Consider the following 19348-nt stretch of genomic DNA (forward strand, 5'->3'; position numbering starts at 1 on the left):
CTTTTCTTTACTTATTTCATTTTCTAAGCTTCCACGTATTCCTTGATTGCCATTCTCTTCACTGTTGCCATCAAGTTGTTCATCTGTCCTTGGTATTCCTCTGGATTCTCTCTTTTCATCTTCTCTGTCAATCCTTGTGCTTTCATCATCTTGACTTTCTCTCTCTTGATAAAGTCCACTGCCTGATTCTGAATTCCCTTCAGATGGTTCAAAAGTGTTTTCTCCTCGTACATTTTCTGAAGTTTCTTCCAGTTCTCCATGTCCTCGCTCCCTACTAGGTAAGACAGTCTTAGAACTGCGTATGTCGGATTCGGATATCTCTCCATAAATTCCAGATCCTTCTCCATCATATCCAAGGTTTTCTCTTCGATCTTCATCGCTATTTCCTCTGTCGCTTCCATCTGTGAAAACTCGTCCATCTCTACTTCTTGACCTATCATCTCGTCTATATAAATCATTTTGACCTCCTCTATCTTCATTTGTATTTTCTATATCTCTATTATAGTCGGCATCGGCCCTTTCTGTCAGCAGCCTAGCTCGATCCATTTCCTTAGATTTTTCTATTGTGCTATCTATAATATCTTCGCTAACCCTTGATATTACAAGACCTATCTGTTCTAAAGAAATTGTATTAATTCTCAAAAAATTATTTTTTAAATTTTCCATATCCATAGGATAGACTGTATTAAACCTATTAGCAACCGCATAGGATATTGAGTCCCTCATAAACTTTTCAAAACTCAGTCTATCCTCTATATCTATCCTTAAATCAGCAAGAGCCAAATTAATATATTCATCTCCATAAATTCGACTAAGAGAAAATATATTTTCATTGAGTGAATCACTAGCTTCAAATGAAGAATCTCTTACAATTTCTTTTAAAGCCTCGTTATGATTTTCGTGGTCAAACTGCCATAAGCTAACCTCATTAATATTCCTATCCATTGATGTGGTCTGACTAATATCAAAGATATATGAAACTCTTTGACTTACATCACTTCCAACTAAAATTGGAATACCCTTTTGACCTCTCATAACAACTCGACCAAAATATTTCTTCCACATATCAAAGGTTGCACAAGCTCTAGCTTCAGGTTCTTTGTTGTATATACTTAGTTGGCTTGAAAAATCATATTTTTGATTGTTACCTATAACTTTTAAGAGTTTTAAATATTCTTTTTCATCTTGCAAAACTTCATACTTTATTGCTTCTTGTATATTCTTAAAATCATTTACTTGCATTTCCTACCTCCATTCTATGAATTTCTTTTATAATAGCCATTAAAATATCAACCACAATAGAATTGCCTGCCTGCTTATATAGTTTGCTTGAAGTGCAATTTTTTCTTCTTGGATGTACTTCCTCTAATTTATCTATATCACTATCATCAAAACCCATGAGTCTTAAACATTCTCTTTCTGTTAAATACCTATATTTACCATTTCCAATATCTATTATTCCAGAATTAGGAACTCTCATTTGTTTTGTAGAAATAGTATAAGAAAAAGCTTTAATCACTTTTAATCGCCCTCTAAAACTGTTATCTATGCCTTTATTTAAAAATTTCAGCATATAAGGTTGGGTCATTGTATAAAGTTCACTTACATCCTTTTCTAAAAATTCACTTAGTGGTCTAGTTTCTTTCCTCTCCAATTTATTAAAAGAAAAGTTGTTTTTTCCAAGACATGAAACAACAAATATCCTTTCCCTTTTTTGAGGTATGCCAAAGTCCATTGCATTTAAGATTTTATACTTGCTTTCATATCCAAAGTCTTCTAGTTCTTTTAGATAAATAAAAAAGGAGTCCCTCATATTTCTATCAAGGACTCCCTTTACATTTTCCCAAATTATCCATTTAGGTTTATCTTTCATTTCTTTTATTATTCTAATTGTTTCAAATAGTAAGCTTGATCTAGTTCCTGAATTCTTTACTCCTCCTTGCTTTTTTCCTATTCTTGAAAAGTCTTGGCAAGGACTTCCATGCATGATTAAATCTATCTTTTCATTAGGAGCTTTATATCCTACTACTGATTTTGGCTTATAATTCTCTCCATAAAGTGTATTATATGATTTAACACAAGCCTTATCTATTTCTACATAATCAACTACTTCATAAGGTATCTTCAAATTAATAAAAGCCTTTCTAATAGCACCTATGCCACCGAAAAACTCCAATATTTTCACCTTATTCATTTAGATTATTCTTGTACCTATCTACAAGCTCCCTTATACTATCTTCTATTTCTCTTAAAAAGTCTTCTTTATCTACTTTTCCAGAGCTAATCTTTGCAAGTTTCATTTCCCATTCAGATGTTGTTTCTGCCGACTTAAACTTATCCTCTACAATCGATACAAGCCTATTGCCTTTTTCTGTTACAAGTAAATTTTTCTTATCTCTTATTATAAGATCCTTATGGATAAGATTTTCAATAATTCCTGCTCTTGTTGCTGGCGTTCCTAAGCCTTTTCTCTCTACTTCTATTTCTTTATCCAAAGACTCTACTCCTGCATTCTCCATAGCCTTTAAAAGCGTATTTTCATTATAATGACTTGGAGCTTTTGTAAATTTCTCTGATATCTTTTTAGAAGTTAGCTTAATTTTATCTCCAGTCTTTATATCTGGTAATTCATTTTCTTGTTTTTCTTTTCCATAGCTCTTTAGATACTTTGTATAACCTTCATCGATTACTGTCTTGCCACTTGCATTGAAGTTAAATTTATCATATTCATATCTGATTTTTCTACTAGATTCCTTTAAGTTATCCGAACATGAAGCAAGTAATTTATCCTTAATTAGATTATAGATTTTGCTTTCTTTATCAGATATATCTTTAGCTTTTCCAATACCTGATATAGTAGGAATAATTGCATAGTGGTCTGTAACTTTAGATGAATTAAAAATAGACTTGAAGTTTGACTCATTTATCTTAAAATCTTCTTCAAGTCCTTCTAATAATTCTTTCATAGTATTAACCATATCATCGGTTAAATACCTGCTATCTGTTCTTGGATATGTGATTAGCTTTTTTTCATACAAAGCTTGTGCCAGCTTTAAAGTATCATTTGCTGAATATCCAAAATATTTATTTGCTTCTCTTTGTAAGGTAGTGAGATCATAAGGCTTATCTGGTTTTGTGCTTATTTCTTTATCTTCTACCTCTGTAATAACTATTTCATCTTCTAGCAGATTTAATAGTTGTTCTGCCACTTCAATTTTATCAATCCTATCTGATACAAGTTTTAATTCTCCATAAGATAGATCAACTGTATAATATTTTTGCTTCTTAAATAGGTTTATTTCACTATCCCTTTTAGCTATTAAATATAGAGTTGGTGTTTGTACTCTACCAACAGAATATGTTTCCTTATAAATGCAAGAATAAAGCCTACTTAAATTCATTCCCACCAGCCAATCCGCAATTGCTCTTGCACTTGCTGATCTATATAAGTCTTCAAAGTTTTCTCCATTTTTAAGATTTCTAAAGCCATCTTCAATAGCTTTGTTTTCCATTGAAGATATCCAAAGTCTTTGAATCTTCTTCTTACATTTAGCTTGATTATATACAAGCCTAAAAATAAGTTCTCCCTCTCGTCCAGCATCACAAGCATTTATAACTGTGTCGATGTTCTTATCGTTTAAAAGTTCCTTTAAAACTCCATATTGTTTCTTAGTGCTTTTAGATACTTCATAAATATATTCTTCTGGGATTATAGGAAGAGTGTCTATTGTCCATTTCTTCCATTTTTCATCATGTCTTTCTGGACTTGCCATTTGAATTAAATGACCTACACACCAAGAAACAATGTATCCATTCCCCTCATAATATCCGTCTTTTCTTGTTCTTGCTCCAATTACTTTTGCAATTGTAACTGCTACACTTGGCTTTTCTACTATTACTAACTTCATTAATACCTCCATAAATAAAAAAAGAGCGAAAGATTTCTCTCTCGCTCAAGCTTTTAAAAATTATTATAATAGTTCATCATCTTCATCTTCTGTTGATTCTTCATGACTTTCATCATTGTCAGATTCATCTTCTGACTCACTAATATAATCCTCATCATCTTCTTCAAAGTCTTCCAACATTCTATCTTCTTTTGCTTTGACTACTTTAAAATAATATCCTGCTCCTATAACTCCTCCAATTACAAGTGCAACAATTAGAAATGAACCTATCCCGCTTTTCTTTTCTTCTTTTACTGGAACAACCGTAGGCTCTTCTTTTTTTACTTCTTCTTTCTTAGGCTCTTCAACCTTTATAGTATTTTTATCTTCTGATTCAATCATATTAAGTAGGTCTTGCTCTCCTACTTCTGTTAATAATCTTACATTATCTTGATTTGATGAGTAATCCACTATTAGGTGCATAGTTTTTCCACTTTTAGTTTGAAATGTTAAAAATTGTCTTACATCTACTGGATTTTCTTTATCTTTTTCTGTATCTCCACTTGGTGTAATATCTTTTCCATTCCTATCTACATTTTCAATTACTGAACCTCTTGCCTTATTTTCTTGTGTCGCAAGATTATTTACTGCCTTTGTATTACCACCTTTTAAAAGTGGTGTTTTCTTTGGAGGATTATTTGAAGGCTTATTTGCTTCACTTGTATTTCCTGGTATTCTTGGAACATCTTGATAAGGAATTTCTTCTTTTGATGGTGTAAAAACATCATCTTTCAACATTTTTTCAAATTCTTCTTTTTGTGGTTCATAGATTGATTCGTTTTGACTTTCTATCTGTCCTTCATTTGTCATTGCAAATGTAGTTGCTGGTACTGTAAATGTAAAAAGGAGTAACGCTATGGCTACTCCTCGTTTAATGCTCTTATTCATTTTTCTATCCTTTCTTATTTTACATTTTTAAATACATAGACTGCTTTTCTAGCATTGTCCCATTCTATTGTTTGGTTTTTGCCATCTTTAATATCGCCATGACTTGCTCCAAAAGCTTTAGCAATATTTGAAATTGAAGCATGAATTCTTCCATTTATAATCACTGGCTTAACATCTGAATTGTAGACCTTTCCATCTGAATCTTTCATAACACCAGTATCAATATTTAGTCTTAATGTCTTTTTAGCTAGGATATTATTCTCTTTATTTGAGAAAATAGCTTCTCGAGTAGAGTTGTCATACTCAACATTAAAACCTAGAGTATAAGCGATATATCTTACTGGAATCATAGTTCTTCCTTGATCTACATAAGTTTTTACATCCATATAGACTGTTGTCTTACCATCTTTATTGATAATGTTATAGAAGTTTTTGTCTACTTGAAAAACTGCAAATTCTTTTTCATCTTTAACTTGTTTTTTGTCATGTTGTTCCTCTTGCTTTTTCATCTTGTTAAGATCAAATTGATTTAGGATGTTCTTATCATCAGCTTTCAAAAGTTCGTCCCACTTCTTATCTTGAGATTTCTTATCTTCTTTCTTCTCTTTGTTTTCTTTTTGGAGTTTTAGTAGTTCATCTAATTTCTTAGATAAGTCTTGGTTTAGATTTTTATCTTTTTCATCTTTAGCTTGTTTTTCAAGTTCTTCTTTAGCTTTTTTATTTGCTTCCTCGATTAACTTCTTTGCTTCTTCAATTTTCTTATCCAACTCTTCTTTTAGCTTTTTAATTTCTTCTTCAGAAGCTTTTTGTTTTTCTTCTAGTTCTTTAATCTTATCTTCTAATTCCTTATTTGTATTTTCAGAAGATTCTTTTAAGCTATCAATAGCCTTTTGAAGCTCTTCAATTTTCTTAAAGCATTCTGACTTAGAATTTTCTGTCTCTTTCTTTTTAGACTCAAGGTCTTTTATCTTAGCATCTTTTTCATCAAGAGCTTTTTCTAAGTCCTTAATTCTATTGTCTTTATCCTCGATTTCTTTAGTCTTCTTTGCAAGTTCTCCTTCTAAAGACTCGAGCTTTTCTTGCATTTCTTTGATTTGATTTTCATTTTTATCAGCCTTTTCTTTCTCAGCTTCTAACTCCCATTTTATAGATGAATAATCTTCTTTTAGTTTTGCATTTTCATCTTGTAATCTTTTTAATTCATCTTTAAGCTGAGTAATTTCTGCTATTAGTTCATCATTATTGGAGTTTTTAAGATCCTCAATTTCTTTATTCAATTGAGCAATCTTATTGTCTTTATCTCTAATTTCTTCTTCAAGCTTATCTTTTTCTTGTTTTAGTTTTTCTCCGTTATCTTTGCAAGAATCTAACTTTTCCTTTAACTCATCTATCTTTGATTGATCTTCTTGTTTCTTATCATTTAAGTCTTTGATTTGATTTTCTAAATCATTAATATTACTTATTGAACTTTCTATCACTTTTTTACTACCATCTGTATCATCAGCTTTAGCTAGTACATTAGTAGTTGAAGTTGATGTTAAAACTAATAAAAGAGCCATAAAAAAGGCTCTTAGTCTGTTCGTATTAAATTTCTTCATTATGAATGTTCTCCTTTTCTTTTAATTTTTCTTCTCTTTTTCTATCATTGATTTTCTCCACTAATTCTTCCAAGCTAATATTGTTTCTCCTAATAGTTACAATTATTTCTTCATTTTCAACTTGTATTTCTTCATCACAAATTTCCTTGTATTTTGCATTTAAATCTTTTAACTTCTCTTCTATTTTTTTCTTTTTGTTTCTAATACTTATAAGTTTTCTGTTCACATAATATCTCCCTTCTATCTTGGTCTTCCAAAACCATAAAAGTGTGATTTCCAATATTTTGAATTTATTGATGTGTATTGAATTGGATCTCCTGCGTGAATCATCATTCCGTTACCTGCGTATATTCCTACATGAGATATTGGAGTTCCACTGTTATATGTTGAGTGGAAAAATATAATATCTCCAGGTTGAGCTTCACTTGGACTTACTGGATTACAATAGTCTTTGTATATTCTCCATGCAGTTGTTCTTGGCATTCTCTTTACACCAGACTTTGTAAATGACCAACATACAAAACCTGAACAGTCAAAGTTAGATGGTCCACTTGCTCCAAACACATATCTTTTACCTATATGTTTTTCTGCTTCATTAAATAAGGCTTTGGCAGTAGCTGAATCAAAAGCAAGACCAGGATTTCCAAAGTTTGGATTATCTACTATTTCTCCTAAGTCCCCATTACCTGATCCAAAAACATCACCCATATTCCCCTTAGCTTCAAGAAGAGCTTCATAATGAACTACATTGTCTGGATAATCTTTAAATATTTCCCTAACAACTTCATCCATTTCTTTTTTCTTTAAAGTGACAATTAACTTTTTATATTCGTACTCTTCTTTTTCATAGCTAGTATAAGGATTGCCACGACTATCATATCTAGTTCTTGCTACTGTTCTTGTTCTAATTTCAATTTCTTCCTTAAAATCAAGCTTATACATCTTATCGAAAAGTTCTTTTAAAATTCCTTTTACTTCAGATGCTGATTTTACTTCTCCGCATCTTGAAGTTATATAGGATAAAAGTTCATGGGTATTATGACCAATTTCTCCTTCTTTGTTTATGATATATTCGTCATATCCAGGATGACTTGTTTTTACACTTTCGATTTGTGATTGTAGGTCATATTCCATTGATGAAAATTCTTGATTAACTTCACTTAGAACTATGTCTTGTGATAGGTATGTTGTTGTCATTACTGAGTTTACTGAGTTACTTAGTCCACTCATACCAACACTTCCTCCACCAATCATGATTGATATCATAAGACCTAGCCCTATTACTAGAAATAAAACCATCTTACTTTTTCTTACGATTAGCTCTTTAGAAGCCTTACCTAAACTTAAAATAGCTTTTTTAACTCTATCTACCAGTCTTGTTTCGTGCTTTTTAGCTATCATGCTCTTCATTTGCTTTCTTTGGTAAAACTTATTAAATCTATTTTTCTTTATATAGGCGTCTGACTTTTTTAAATCTTCTAAGCCACTTTTAAACTCCAACTTGCTTTTTCTCTTTCTTATTTTTTTATCAAGTTTAGATAGCTTTTTTAAGGATTTTTTCTTTTTGTCTAACTTATACCTCCTTATTCCATGCTGGAGCTTAGAGCTTACATTAGCGGCCTTTTCTCCAGATTCTACACCAGTATTATCAGACCCTGAACTTAAATAATCTCTCACTAACTCTGAAGACTTAGCTCCAGATAATAAAACCCCAGAAGATAGACTTCCTTTAGTTTTATTCTTTAAAATATTATCCTTTAACTTGCTTTTAGACTTTTCAAATTCTCCAATCTTTTTATCTGAGATAAAGTCTTTAACATCTTGTGCCTTCTTAGAATCTTTCGTTGTAACTTTCTTAGATTCATTTTTTAAGTCATCGATTTTCTTTCGAGTAAATTTATCACTTTCATAATTTTTTCTCTTATAGTAAGTCTTCTTTTTATTAACTTTCTTTTGTTCTGAAGGTTTAAGGCTTGTTTCCTTTTCATCTTTTATAAATTCAAGATTATTGTCATTAAGATCAGGATTATCAAATGTTTGATCTGTATCAACTTTGCTTAGCTTATTTTCTTTATCTATTTCTTTAGAAAATTTTTCCTTATCTCTAAACTTCTTTTCTTGATAAAGCTTCTGCTTTTGCTTTTTATCGATATTAGTATTACTTTCGCTCTTACTTACTTCATCTTTAACAAGCTTATCTTTTCTATACACTCTCTTGCTTTTCTTTGCTTCAATAGGTTTATCTTCACTTGTCTGGATTCGCTTAGACTCTTTCTCGTTAATTTTATCTTGGAATTTATCCTTACTATGAATAAGTTTATCCTCATAATTTTTGAGAACTTGTCTTTTACTTGATGTCTTCTTATTGCTTATTGGTTGAGCCTTAGCTGAAATATCATCTGTTGTTAATTTATTAGAATTAATATTTCTACTGTTTTCACTATCAAAATTCACCTTTTTAAAGTCTACATCTAAGTCTTCATCAAGTTTAAAGCTTTCATCTGTCCTTATTTCAAGATTAGCTTGTTTTGTTTCTCCAGCCTTATCCTTATTTTCTAAAACTTCTTTTCTGATTCTTTCCTTGTTTTTAGACTTCTGAAAATCTTTTAATTTATCTTGTTTTTGCTCTTTAGCTAATACATTCTCATGAATAAGTTTAGATTCTTTTTCTGAAATTTTATCTCCGAACCTATCCTTAGTCTTAATAATCTTATTGGTATAATCATCTGAATGAACAAGTTTACTATCTACATTCTTTTCAGGAGCGTCCCTATTTCGTATAATTTTCTTTTGAAAATCTTTTTTTAGCTTTTTATCCATATCACACCTACTTAGCTTCTTCTGGTTTTGTTGTCATTAGCTTATATAGCATGGTATCTTTAGGGAATTTATCTATAAATGGAACAATAGTATTTCCAAAGAATAATAGTCCCTCACCTGCATTTGAATTAGTAATGTAGTTTAACTGATAAGGCGATATTTTTAATTTCTTAGCAAGAATATCTCTATCTCCAGATGCTTGATTTAGCATTAGAACAAAATCTGTATTATCAAAGATATTTTCAATTTCCTGACTTGTTAAAAGGTCTTTTACGTTTTGAGTTATACCTGTTGGAATACCTCCCCATTTTCTAAATCTTTTCCAGATTTCTACTGAATATGAAGCAGTTTGTGGGTCTTTTAATAAAAGGTGGAACTCATCTATATAGTATCTTGTAGACTTGCTTCCTCTATTTAGGGAAACCTTGTTCCAAACCTGGTCTTGAATTACAAGCATACCTATTTTTTTAAGTTGTGTTCCTAGCTCTTTTATATCAAAGCAGAGCAGTTGCCTATTTAGGTCAACATTTGACCTATTATTAAAGACATTAAGACTTCCTTTAACATAAATTTCCATTTCTGTTGCGAGCTTCCTACCAACTCCCTCTTCTTGAGATAGGAGCATATCGTATAAATCTCCTAATATAGGCATATTTTCTGGTTTTGGGTCTTCAAAATACTTTTGATATATCTTTGGTAAGCACCTATCTATAACAGATTTTTCTGCAGCAGTAAGACCAGATCCTCCTACTACAAGTTCAAGCATGGACATTATAAAGTTTGCCTTATCTTTTAAAGGTGCGTCCCCATCTCCATAGTTCATATTTATATCTAGTGGATTTAGATAGTCCTTTGACTTTGCTGAAACTTTAATAACTTCTCCATTAAATTGTTTTACAAGGTTTGAATACTCGCCCTCAGGATCACAAATAATTACATCATCGTCTGTTACAAGAATTGCATTTGCCATCTCTCTCTTTGCCGAGAAAGATTTACCAGAACCTGGTGTTCCTAATATTAATCCGTTAGGGTTCTTTAGTTTCTTCCTATCTGCCATAATCAAGTTTTGGCTAAGGGCATTTAAGCCATAGTACAAAGAATTTGCCGAATCAATAAATAGCTCTTCTGTTGTAAAAGGCATAAATACTGCCGTTGATGATGAAGTTAAAAATCTTTTTATCTCGACTTGATTAACTCCTAAAGGTAAGACAGAAACAAGTCCTTGTTCTTGTTGATGAGATAATCTTTTTACCTGACAATTATGTCTATTTGCAATTGATGAAATTTGAGCAATAGTGTTTTCTAATTTTTGATTAGTCCTAGCAAAATTCATCATTACTATGGTAACTACAAAGAGCCTTTCATCTCTATTTTGTAAGTCAGATAACATGGACTTAACATCAGCCCCAAAAGTATTTATATCTGAAGGGATAATATCCATATCATATCCAGCACGAACTGCTTTCTTTTGTTCTTCAATTTTCATTCTGTCTAGGTCTGTGTTTTTTCTTTTAATGAGTTTAATAGCTTCTGCTTGTTCAACTACATCTATATGAAAAGCTACATAAATATTGTCATCAATATCTAAAAACTCAGATAACATTCTGTCTGATAACTCACTTGCAAGTATTTGAAAATGGCTTACTGCTCCAATGAATTTCCCAAATTTAAAATTATTTGCTGGTGCAAAATTAAAGATATTGGGAGTTATATGTGATTTTGTAGACTCTTTCTTCTTCAAATCTTTATATGAAAAATCAAAGTTCTTGTCTGGATTTAACATATCGTGAACAAGTCTTAGTCTTTCTTCGCCATCAAGGCTTTCTGCTCTTACTCCCATAGATTTAAAGTTAGATAAAATATCTACTTCAAGTCTATTTAACTTTGCTCTTGCTTGCTCTAGATTATCGGCTTCTGTTGTAAAGGTTATATACTTCATCTTTTTAAGTCCGTTATTCCCCTTTGCAAGTTGAAGCTTTAACATCTCCCTAAACTCTTTTCTTACATCGTCATAGAAGTCTCCTTTATCAGCAATTTTAATTGCATCTTGTAGGTCTTTATTTCTTCCTAATTGATTTACATATGAAAGTTCAATGTGGACACTTGGATCAAAAGAATTTAAAAAATTGGCAAATTGGTTAAAGATTAAATCTCTATCTTCTTCCAATGCCAACTGGTAATTTATATCTTGAAATGAAATTGTCTTTGAATAGTTTTTTTCATCTAACTGGCAAATGCCCTCTGGTAACATTCTTATATATGGAATAGTATCCTCAACTGTAAATCTCTTTTTCTCTTTCTTTAAAAGTACACTAAGAAGACTATTTGTTGGATCTTTCTTTGTTTTTAGCCTTCTTACTTCCTTTCGGTCTTTTTTTAATTGTTTTTCCCTTAGATTTAAGTCGCTGATTTGCTTTTTTCTTTGCTTCAAGGTATGCCTCCTTTCTTATTCTCTTAGTTGGTTGATAAAACTTATGAAGATAGAAAAATTTAAAATATTTTTCAAAAGTTAAGGTGTCTTTTTCATATAAGGTTATAAAAAAGATTGGCAGGGTTACTATTAGCATTACAATAATTGAAACATCATTAGGTAGATATTTCTTCATAAATAAATAGGTTGGTATGCCAATTAGTCCTGCCACCGAAAAGCCTATAAGTTGTCTTTTAGTTAAGTTAAAGGCAACCTTTGTTTTAATCTTGTCCAAATCTTTTGGTATTGGTACATACGCCATTTTAATCTCCCTCTACTTCTTCTTTGGAAAGTTCAAGTATATGGTCATAATTAGATGTTGTTTCCTCTTCTAGGTAGCTAATTCTTTCTTCTAATTCTTCTTGTTTTTCTTCATTTCTGTCATTGTATTCTCCTTGATAAATAACAAATTCATTGTGACATCTTCCGAGTCTATTTATTCTCCTCTTTAAGTTTCTAATCTCTTCATTTCTTTTTTTCTCTTTTAAGATTTCATAAGTTCCTCCCAATAAAATTCCAAGTCCCAATAAAGCACAATTTTTCTTTTTTAACATTTATTCCTCCTAGTGCGTATTCATAATACTTTTTGCAACTGTTCCACTCTTAAACATCATAAGTCCAAGTAGTAGAGCATATCCTAATATACTAAACAAGCTTGCGTGAATATCTGTAACCTGTACCGTTCTTATTAAAACGGTGTAGATACCTAAACATACCATCAAAAACAAACCTTGTAGTCCCAAGGCAAAAAGTCCCTTGATATAATTTGTTCCAATCTGACCCCATTCTTTATTTCCCATAGTCGCAAATGGTATGGACGATACTGATGAGTAGACATATATTTCAAACATACGCCCATATACTATTAATGTTATTACTAGTGATATTCCTTGAATTGCAATCCTTACAAGGCTTGTTTCAACTAGTATCATTAAAAGCTCACCTATTTCTTTTTCTTTTAATGCATCAACCATTGCAACTATCTGATCTCCTGAAACAGTGGCAGAAGTAGTGATTACCCCTGCCGCTTTGTTTACAAGATTTTGTGCCACATCAAAGACTGCCATTGAAAATTCAAAGGCATGGCTTGCAAGGTAGACTGCTATAAACATCTTTATAATGTATTTAAAAAACTCAAAAGTATCTGTATCGTGCATATTATTCTTTTGCATGACCATATTTATGAGTTCAATACATAAAACTGCTGTTATGATAAGACCTGCTATTGGAACAATCACATTATCATTAATGTTTTTTATGAAGTTATATACTTCTCCATTCCAACCCATTGGTGTTTTCCCAACATCAGTTGCAATAACTCCTACCTTGTCATTTATATCTAAGAACATGGACTCAAGATTTGCTTTGATACCTCCGAGTAGCATATCCTTAAAAAATTCAGTTAGCTTGTCAAAGATACCAAACATAGACTTTCTCCTAATTTAAAACATTTGCAAGTAGTGGAATTAATTTAATACCGATTAGTACAATTCCTCCACCAGCCATAAGCTGCTTAATACCTTGAGATTTAGCACCAGGGTTATCATTACCGTAACCTTCCATTAAGTTAATAACTCCCCATGCTCCTAAACCTGCACCAATTGCAGTTACAAGTGTCTTTAAAACTCCAACTCCAGCTGTAAAAAATTCCATATTATTCCTCCTCGTTTTCTTTCTTATTTTCTATTTTATTTAGTGATTTAACTATAAAGTTCTTGTAGACCTTATCTCCTTTTTTGTTTTCTTTGAAATATCCAAAGACATGGATTAGATCTCCTTTTTCAAATTCTTTTGCAATTTCTACCTTTTCTCCATATAATGAGCAATTTGTATATTCTTTGCCCTTTCCATATTTTTTAACAAGAGCAAAATTTGCTACTTGAACACTTTCTCCATCTTTTTCAAATTCTGAAAATTCAGCTTCCTTAACTAAATTTGCATTTATATTTATCATTTCTCTATCCATTAATTTCTTCTCCTTAATCTATAAATTCCAATTAAAAAAGCGACTGAATTTATATTTCAATCGCTAAATGTCTAATATATTAAATTATTTAAGTGGGGCTTCTTATCCTTACCATTTTTACCTCCTAATTTTGAGTATAAAAAAAGACGATAGAGTTTAATTATCTATCATCTCTTGCGTTCCTATTTAATTATTTGGCTCGACAAACTGGAATTTACAGTTATCTATACTCATTTGGAATTTCGATATGAAATGTCTCACACAATAGCTTCACATCATGTACATCATTTTCATCAAATTCATATCCCAAATGGAACATTACTTGACTATATGGTTCAATACAAGAAACCTCTATCTCCTCAATTTTTCCTTTACCAGAAAAAGTTTCTACCGGAAAGTTATCCCCCTCATAAAGAATTTCACCTTCGCCCGTATATTCAAAACAATGCAAATCAACAATCCTGTTTTTCGCATCTTTCCATACAGTATGGTTCAATGTTGTATATTCCATCTTAATCTCATAAAAGTCATTAGCTTTCATTATCTCTATAAAGTTCTGATAATCTTTCTTTTCTACAAAAATATCAATATCGTTATGGACTCTTGACTGATGTCCAAGCAACGCATCTACCCCCCAGCCACCATCAAGAAAGACTTTAATCTCGGCATCTATCGCGAGTTGAAGAATCTGTTTTACATCTGTAATATTGACCATCTTATCATCTCCACAATTTCTAATTTATCTAATTCTATTATATCACATAGTCTACTATTTTAAAATAGCCCCTCGCCCATGTAAACTCTTACAGTAATTATTACAATCTTGTTATCACTGTATTACCATTTATCTTAGCTTTACCCTTTCGTGTAATATACTTTTCAATATCAAAACCATTTCTCCCATCATAATCTTCCAATAACTTGTAATTCTTATGTTTTGTAATATCAAATTTATCAGATAAGAAAGGTCTTACTCCTCTTAGTTGGTATATGCACTTACCACCGTCCATTACAGTTATTTCATCTTGACTCATAAGTTCCTTACCAGTTTTTTGGTAATTTAGACCAAAAGATTTTTGATTTGACCTTGTTTCTGATGTGTTATATAGGTCTATGGTTTCTTTTCCTAAGGTTTCTGATAATTCTTTTACTGTTGTTTTTTCTTTTCCCCCTAAAAAGAGTGTAGAGTCGCAGTTTCCAACTATTGTATCTGCATGGTCTTTATAGATTGCTTTTAATTGAGATTGTGCTTGCAGTATTATACTTGCTGATATTTCTCTCGAACGAATTGTTGCAATCAATTTTTCAAATTTAGGAATTAAGCCTATATTTGCAAACTCATCAAGTAGACACCTTACATGAACTGGAAGTCTTCCACCATACACATCATCTGCCTTATCACATAGTAGATTAAATAATTGAGAATACATTATTGAGACTACAAAGTTAAAGGTATCATCTGTATCTGATATTATTACGAATAAAGCAGTTTTTCTATCTCCAATTTTATCGAGTTCTAATTCATCTTCACTCATTAGTTCTCTAAGCTCTCTTATATCAAAAGGTGCAAGTCTTGCTCCACAAGATATTAGAATTGACTTAGCAGTTTTTCCTGCTGCCAGCTTATATTTCTTATATTGCTTAACTGCAAAATGACTTGGTTCTTTCTTTTCAAGTGCTTCAAAGAGCCTATCAATTGGGTTCATATAGGTTTCGTCATCTTCTCTAACCTCACTTGCGTCAATCATATCCAAAAGTGTCTTAAAGTTCTTTTCTTCTTCAGGTGCTTCATAATAAATATACCCAATAAGAGCAGTGTAATATAACTTTTCAGCCTTTACCCAGAAATCTTCTCCTGCCTTTTCTCCATCTCCCTTGGTGTTGGCTATAATTGTTTGGACAAGTTTTAAAATATCTTTTTCACTTCTCAAATAAGCAAAGGGATTGTATTTCATGGACTTTTTGAAGTTTATTGTGTTTAATATCTTTATGTCATATCCATTTTCATAAAGCATTTTTCCACACTCTAGCACAAGTGTGCCTTTAGGGTCTGTTACTACATAAGAAGAGTGCATTTGCATTAGATTTGGCTTTACATAAAATCTTGTCTTACCTGATCCAGAACCTCCTATTACTAATACATTTTTATTTCTAGCATATTTAGGATTTTTAGGTCTTGAATTCATTGTAAGTCTTTCAGTATTAGTTATAAGAACATTATTTTCAAACTTAGGGTCAATGTATGGAGCAATATCCTTGCTTTCTCCCCATCTTGCAGATCCATATTCCTTGCCTTGCCTATATTTCTTTTTATTTTTACCTTTGCTATAAACAATTAGCTTAACAAGACCAGCAACTGAAATACCTACTAACAAGTCCCTTGGATTAAGGCTTGGTATATAAGATAAAGTTCCTATATCAGAAATTCCCACCATTATTCTATCAATAATATCTCCTCCTACATAAGAATTGATGTGCTTAGAAAAAATATTTCCAATGTAACAAAATGATAAATAGGGAATGTTTGATAATATAAATTTCTTTGGGTTGTCTATTTTAATTAAGTTTTTAATATCAGAAAGAACAGCTTCCAATATCTTATTCATCGTAGAAACCTTCACTATCTAATAAAATTAGTAGGTAGTGTCTTCCCTTTGGTGTTATAAATGTTTGTATTCCTACAAGTGTACCTAGTGGATCAACCCATTCCTTTACTTCAAAATATCCTTTGTTCTTATCTGCATATGGTAAGAGTTTCTTTTTCTTATCCCTATAAATTAATCCTTTATCCATTAAAAAACTTATAAACTGGTTTTGTGGTATTCCTAACTCTTTGGCAGTATTTCTAAAGTTTGTAAGTAGGTTATAATCTACTAATTTATCATAATAATCTGCCTTTGGTCTTAATAGTTCAATTTCTTCTTCTCTTTCGGCAATAATTCTATTGGCTACAAGAATTGCATCTGCAAGTAGCTCTTCGTTAGTTTTCTTTTCTTGCCCTACTATATATCCTCCATTTTTTCTAATGCTCGGTAAGACTTCTCTAGTTACCCAAGCTTTGAATATTTTTGCTTGTGGTAGTTTTGATGAGAGGATAAGTGAATACAATCCTGATTCGTTAATTATTGAAATATTCTGTATTCCTCCAGGGGTGTTCCATTTCGTTACACCCTTATCTTCTTCATCTACATGGTCATAAGCAGCTTTTCTTGGATTAACATATCCCAACATAGTTGCTACTTCATTTGCTATAAAGAAAAACTCACCGTCTTTTTCTATAACAGTGAGTTTCCCAAAATTCTTATTTTCAAATGTTTTTAAATTACTTATCATAAGCTTTGCTCCTTATGTTTATTTTTAACTTTATCTTTACTAATGGTATCCTTCGCCATATCTTTAAACTTATTTATAGTCTTCGTTATTGAATCTTTTCTATCGGTCTTTCTTTCAGAAACCTTAACTGCTTTTTTAAAGGCATGTTCCATTACCTTTATATCCTTAGATTGAAAAAACACAGAGTGGTTACCAGTTTCCTTATCTTTCATAACAGAAAACTTCACTCCGTGTTTATTTAAAATTTTCTTTAGTTCTTTTAACTCAGGATCTTTTAGATTAATTTCTTCTAACTGTCCCTTTTTAACCATATCTTTTAGTTTTACCTCTTCTCCGTTATTTTTTATTACATTTTTCAAACCTCCTTGTTCTTCTATTTGCTTGTGTACTTTCTTTAAGGCATCAAGAATTGCTTTACTTGTTGCTTTTGCAAGTCTTACTTCAAGATTAAGACTTGACCTGGATACTTCTTCATTAATCATCTATTCCACCTCCATATAAAAGTAACTCTTTGTATTTTCTTAACTTCTCTTGTTGGATTTTTCTTCTAAAATCTTCTCCCGTAACTTTAACTGGTATTGTCATTTCAAGTATCCTTGAATATATCCTCTGATACTCAAGGTCAATGTTTGGATTTTGAATAATTTCCAATGATAAGTTTGTAGTAAAAATTGTCGGCCTACCCTTTAAGTATCTTGAGTTTATAATGTTATATACTTGTTCTCTTGCATAAGATGTATCCCTTTCAATTCCAAGGTCGTCTAATATTAACAACGGAATATTAGAGAGGTTATTGATAATTTCATTTGAATCTAGCTTAAATGCTGATTTTTGTATTTGGTTTATAACCTGAGATAAATTCATAATCTTAACTTTAACTTGCTCTCTTTCAATTAATTCATTTGCAATTGAACAAGCAAGATAAGTCTTTCCACTGCCAACATCTCCATAAAATAAAAGTCCAACATTGTCTTTCTTCATTTGTTCAAAGCTTTTGGCATAGTTGTAAGCAACCTTATAGGCTTGACCTTTTTCATTTAAGTATTTCTCAAAAGTATATTGATGTTGGAGTGGCGATGAGAAGCAATCTCTTTTCAATAACGATATTTTCATCAGTCTTTCTCTTTCTTCATTTTCCTCATCTCTTTTTATTTCACATTCACATTTAATTCTGGGAATAAACTTTGTAAATCCAAGGTCAAGTAATTCTCCATCGACTCTTTTACCACATACCTTACAATAAATATGTCCATTTCTTTCAATATCATTTTCTCTTAATACAAAATTTTTTAAGCTTGTCATAAACTCTCTCCTATATCATAATTCATTTTTCTTGTTGATTTGTCATTAATGCTTTTTGCCTGATCATTAAGATACCAATTAATTATCGTTGCCTTGTGGTCTTGATATTCTCTGTTATTTGCTTTCATATATGACGATAATCTATCAATGTATTCATTAATTCTACTTCCTAACTCATTTGTTAAGTCCTTATATTCTTCATCAGTCAAAAATATATTTTTATATATTCCATAAGGTTTTTGCCCTTTACTAAAATCATTATTTCTTAACTCATTATTACTAATATTGTTATAGTTACCTTCCGATTTTCGAAAATCTTGACTTTCGATATTCGAATCTCTTGAATTTCGATTATCGAACTTCTGGAATTTTGTTTTTCGAACTTCTTGATTTTTTAATTCCATATTATTAAATATGCTCATAAAGTCTTTAACATAAATTCTGTTAGGCTTTCCAAGTCCTTGTCTTTTCTTTTCAATCAGTCCTATCCCTGATTTAATATCAAGCTCAGCTATTAATTTATTTGCTTTTTCACTTGCACAATTAAATTGCTCTTTTATACTTTCAATTGTGTAATAAATAAAAACTTTTCCATCTTCATCTATCCACCCATTTTTATATGAAAGACCCATTCGATTAAGCATATATGAATACAAAACTTTAGATTCAATAGAAATACTCTCAAAAATTTCATCTTCCATTAATACCATAGGTAACCTAATGAAGTTATACATCTCAGATTGCCTATTATAAAAATAATCAAAATTCATTACTACCTCCTTTCTTTGAATTAAAAAAAGAGCAGCCTTATTTAAGCTACTCTTGTAGAAAGTATAAAATGGGTTTTATCTTATTATATTTTTCTTTGTGTCTCCTCATACCAGTTGTAAAACTACTCTTACGTCCATGTAGTTTTTTTGGGTCTTTTTGACGTATCCTTCTTCATCTTTATCGAAGACAAAATGCTTATAAAACTGCTTAAAATGCAGGATTTCTATATTTACATCTTTTGTATCAACGCTAT

19 protein-coding genes are annotated in these 19348 nt (G+C 31.1%); all 19 read right to left on the bottom strand.

Translation table 11 applies throughout. The annotated features are described in order from the left end of the window. Positions 1-23 precede the first annotated feature (23 nt). Positions 24-479, bottom strand: coding sequence for a TnpV protein (locus ACQRC6_RS05185; RefSeq protein ID WP_427848044.1), 456 nt, complete (start codon positions 477-479; stop codon positions 24-26). 749 nt (positions 480-1228) lie between these two features. Next, entirely contained in the window at positions 1229-2194 is a 966-nt protein-coding gene (locus ACQRC6_RS05190) for a DNA cytosine methyltransferase (protein ID WP_427848034.1), read from the bottom strand. Then, positions 2187-3908: a DNA topoisomerase 3 gene (locus ACQRC6_RS05195; protein WP_427848035.1), complete on the bottom strand. Its 1722-nt coding sequence runs from the start codon at positions 3906-3908 to the stop codon at positions 2187-2189. The genes ACQRC6_RS05190 and ACQRC6_RS05195 overlap by 8 nt, the downstream gene beginning before the upstream one ends. 63 nt (positions 3909-3971) lie before the next feature. Further along, a complete protein-coding gene (locus ACQRC6_RS05200; RefSeq protein WP_427848036.1) occupies positions 3972-4835 on the bottom strand; it encodes a CD1107 family mobile element protein in 864 nt (287 codons plus the stop codon). A gap of 14 nt (positions 4836-4849) precedes the next feature. Further along, the gene (locus ACQRC6_RS05205) at positions 4850-6433 is read right to left on the bottom strand and encodes a stalk domain-containing protein (RefSeq protein WP_427848037.1); all 1584 of its coding nucleotides are present in this window, start codon (positions 6431-6433) and stop codon (positions 4850-4852) included. Further along, positions 6420-6659 carry a hypothetical protein gene (locus ACQRC6_RS05210; RefSeq protein WP_155962986.1) on the bottom strand — a complete coding sequence of 80 codons (240 nt, stop codon included), beginning with the start codon at positions 6657-6659 and terminating at the stop codon, positions 6420-6422. The genes ACQRC6_RS05205 and ACQRC6_RS05210 overlap by 14 nt, the downstream gene beginning before the upstream one ends. A 14-nt stretch (positions 6660-6673) precedes the next feature. Then, on the bottom strand, positions 6674-9253 hold the full coding sequence (locus ACQRC6_RS05215; RefSeq protein ID WP_427848038.1) for a CD1108 family mobile element protein: 2580 nt from the start codon (positions 9251-9253) through the stop codon (positions 6674-6676). Between the two features lie 7 nt (positions 9254-9260). Continuing rightward, positions 9261-11684: a VirB4-like conjugal transfer ATPase, CD1110 family gene (locus tag ACQRC6_RS05220; RefSeq protein WP_013315073.1), complete on the bottom strand. Its 2424-nt coding sequence runs from the start codon at positions 11682-11684 to the stop codon at positions 9261-9263. Then, positions 11575-11985: a PrgI family protein gene (locus ACQRC6_RS05225; RefSeq protein WP_004827263.1), complete on the bottom strand. Its 411-nt coding sequence runs from the start codon at positions 11983-11985 to the stop codon at positions 11575-11577. The genes ACQRC6_RS05220 and ACQRC6_RS05225 overlap by 110 nt, the downstream gene beginning before the upstream one ends. A gap of 1 nt (position 11986) precedes the next feature. Further along, complete coding sequence (locus ACQRC6_RS05230) at positions 11987-12277, bottom strand: hypothetical protein (RefSeq protein ID WP_000914148.1); 291 nt, start codon at positions 12275-12277, stop codon at positions 11987-11989. A gap of 9 nt (positions 12278-12286) precedes the next feature. Next, entirely contained in the window at positions 12287-13150 is an 864-nt protein-coding gene (locus ACQRC6_RS05235) for a VirB6/TrbL-like conjugal transfer protein, CD1112 family (protein WP_101710877.1), read from the bottom strand. Positions 13151-13160: 10 nt separating this feature from the next. Beyond that, entirely contained in the window at positions 13161-13376 is a 216-nt protein-coding gene (locus ACQRC6_RS05240; protein ID WP_012797151.1) for a Maff2 family mobile element protein, read from the bottom strand. 1 nt (position 13377) lies between these two features. Continuing rightward, on the bottom strand, positions 13378-13689 hold the full coding sequence (locus ACQRC6_RS05245; RefSeq protein ID WP_023078930.1) for a hypothetical protein: 312 nt from the start codon (positions 13687-13689) through the stop codon (positions 13378-13380). A 220-nt stretch (positions 13690-13909) separates the two neighbouring features. Continuing rightward, entirely contained in the window at positions 13910-14404 is a 495-nt protein-coding gene (lnu(C), locus tag ACQRC6_RS05250; RefSeq protein ID WP_075720925.1) for a lincosamide nucleotidyltransferase Lnu(C), read from the bottom strand. A gap of 100 nt (positions 14405-14504) precedes the next feature. Next, the gene (locus tag ACQRC6_RS05255) at positions 14505-16295 is read right to left on the bottom strand and encodes a VirD4-like conjugal transfer protein, CD1115 family (protein WP_427848039.1); all 1791 of its coding nucleotides are present in this window, start codon (positions 16293-16295) and stop codon (positions 14505-14507) included. Beyond that, complete coding sequence (locus tag ACQRC6_RS05260; RefSeq protein WP_427848040.1) at positions 16288-17022, bottom strand: BRO family protein; 735 nt, start codon at positions 17020-17022, stop codon at positions 16288-16290. The genes ACQRC6_RS05255 and ACQRC6_RS05260 overlap by 8 nt, the downstream gene beginning before the upstream one ends. Beyond that, complete coding sequence (locus ACQRC6_RS05265; RefSeq protein ID WP_105126758.1) at positions 17019-17504, bottom strand: PcfB family protein; 486 nt, start codon at positions 17502-17504, stop codon at positions 17019-17021. Before ACQRC6_RS05265 ends, ACQRC6_RS05260 begins: the two co-directional genes overlap by 4 nt. Continuing rightward, positions 17497-18324, bottom strand: a complete 828-nt coding sequence (locus tag ACQRC6_RS05270) for an ATP-binding protein (RefSeq protein ID WP_053308430.1) — start codon at positions 18322-18324, stop codon at positions 17497-17499. Before ACQRC6_RS05270 ends, ACQRC6_RS05265 begins: the two co-directional genes overlap by 8 nt. After that, positions 18321-19094, bottom strand: a complete 774-nt coding sequence (locus ACQRC6_RS05275; RefSeq protein WP_427848041.1) for a replication initiator protein A — start codon at positions 19092-19094, stop codon at positions 18321-18323. Before ACQRC6_RS05275 ends, ACQRC6_RS05270 begins: the two co-directional genes overlap by 4 nt. Positions 19095-19348 lie beyond the last annotated feature (254 nt).

This window comes from Peptoniphilus sp. SGI.035 (assembly GCF_050315115.1).
GTDB lineage: Bacteria > Bacillota > Clostridia > Tissierellales > Peptoniphilaceae > Peptoniphilus_A.

What these genes read in the sequence shown, in the direction of transcription:
- ACQRC6_RS05185 (WP_427848044.1), bottom strand. Translation starts at nt 479, where the DNA reads ATGAAGATAGAGGAGGTCAAAATGATTTATATAGACGAGATGATAGGT.
- ACQRC6_RS05190 (WP_427848034.1), bottom strand. Translation starts at nt 2,194, where the DNA reads ATGAATAAGGTGAAAATATTGGAGTTTTTCGGTGGCATAGGTGCTATT.
- ACQRC6_RS05195 (WP_427848035.1), bottom strand. Translation starts at nt 3,908, where the DNA reads ATGAAGTTAGTAATAGTAGAAAAGCCAAGTGTAGCAGTTACAATTGCA.
- ACQRC6_RS05200 (WP_427848036.1), bottom strand. Translation starts at nt 4,835, where the DNA reads ATGAATAAGAGCATTAAACGAGGAGTAGCCATAGCGTTACTCCTTTTT.
- ACQRC6_RS05205 (WP_427848037.1), bottom strand. Translation starts at nt 6,433, where the DNA reads ATGAAGAAATTTAATACGAACAGACTAAGAGCCTTTTTTATGGCTCTT.
- ACQRC6_RS05215 (WP_427848038.1), bottom strand. Translation starts at nt 9,253, where the DNA reads ATGGATAAAAAGCTAAAAAAAGATTTTCAAAAGAAAATTATACGAAAT.
- ACQRC6_RS05225 (WP_004827263.1), bottom strand. Translation starts at nt 11,985, where the DNA reads ATGGCGTATGTACCAATACCAAAAGATTTGGACAAGATTAAAACAAAG.
- ACQRC6_RS05230 (WP_000914148.1), bottom strand. Translation starts at nt 12,277, where the DNA reads ATGTTAAAAAAGAAAAATTGTGCTTTATTGGGACTTGGAATTTTATTG.
- ACQRC6_RS05235 (WP_101710877.1), bottom strand. Translation starts at nt 13,150, where the DNA reads ATGTTTGGTATCTTTGACAAGCTAACTGAATTTTTTAAGGATATGCTA.
- ACQRC6_RS05240 (WP_012797151.1), bottom strand. Translation starts at nt 13,376, where the DNA reads ATGGAATTTTTTACAGCTGGAGTTGGAGTTTTAAAGACACTTGTAACT.
- ACQRC6_RS05245 (WP_023078930.1), bottom strand. Translation starts at nt 13,689, where the DNA reads ATGGATAGAGAAATGATAAATATAAATGCAAATTTAGTTAAGGAAGCT.
- ACQRC6_RS05255 (WP_427848039.1), bottom strand. Translation starts at nt 16,295, where the DNA reads ATGAATAAGATATTGGAAGCTGTTCTTTCTGATATTAAAAACTTAATT.
- ACQRC6_RS05260 (WP_427848040.1), bottom strand. Translation starts at nt 17,022, where the DNA reads ATGATAAGTAATTTAAAAACATTTGAAAATAAGAATTTTGGGAAACTC.
- ACQRC6_RS05265 (WP_105126758.1), bottom strand. Translation starts at nt 17,504, where the DNA reads ATGATTAATGAAGAAGTATCCAGGTCAAGTCTTAATCTTGAAGTAAGA.
- ACQRC6_RS05270 (WP_053308430.1), bottom strand. Translation starts at nt 18,324, where the DNA reads ATGACAAGCTTAAAAAATTTTGTATTAAGAGAAAATGATATTGAAAGA.
- ACQRC6_RS05275 (WP_427848041.1), bottom strand. Translation starts at nt 19,094, where the DNA reads ATGAATTTTGATTATTTTTATAATAGGCAATCTGAGATGTATAACTTC.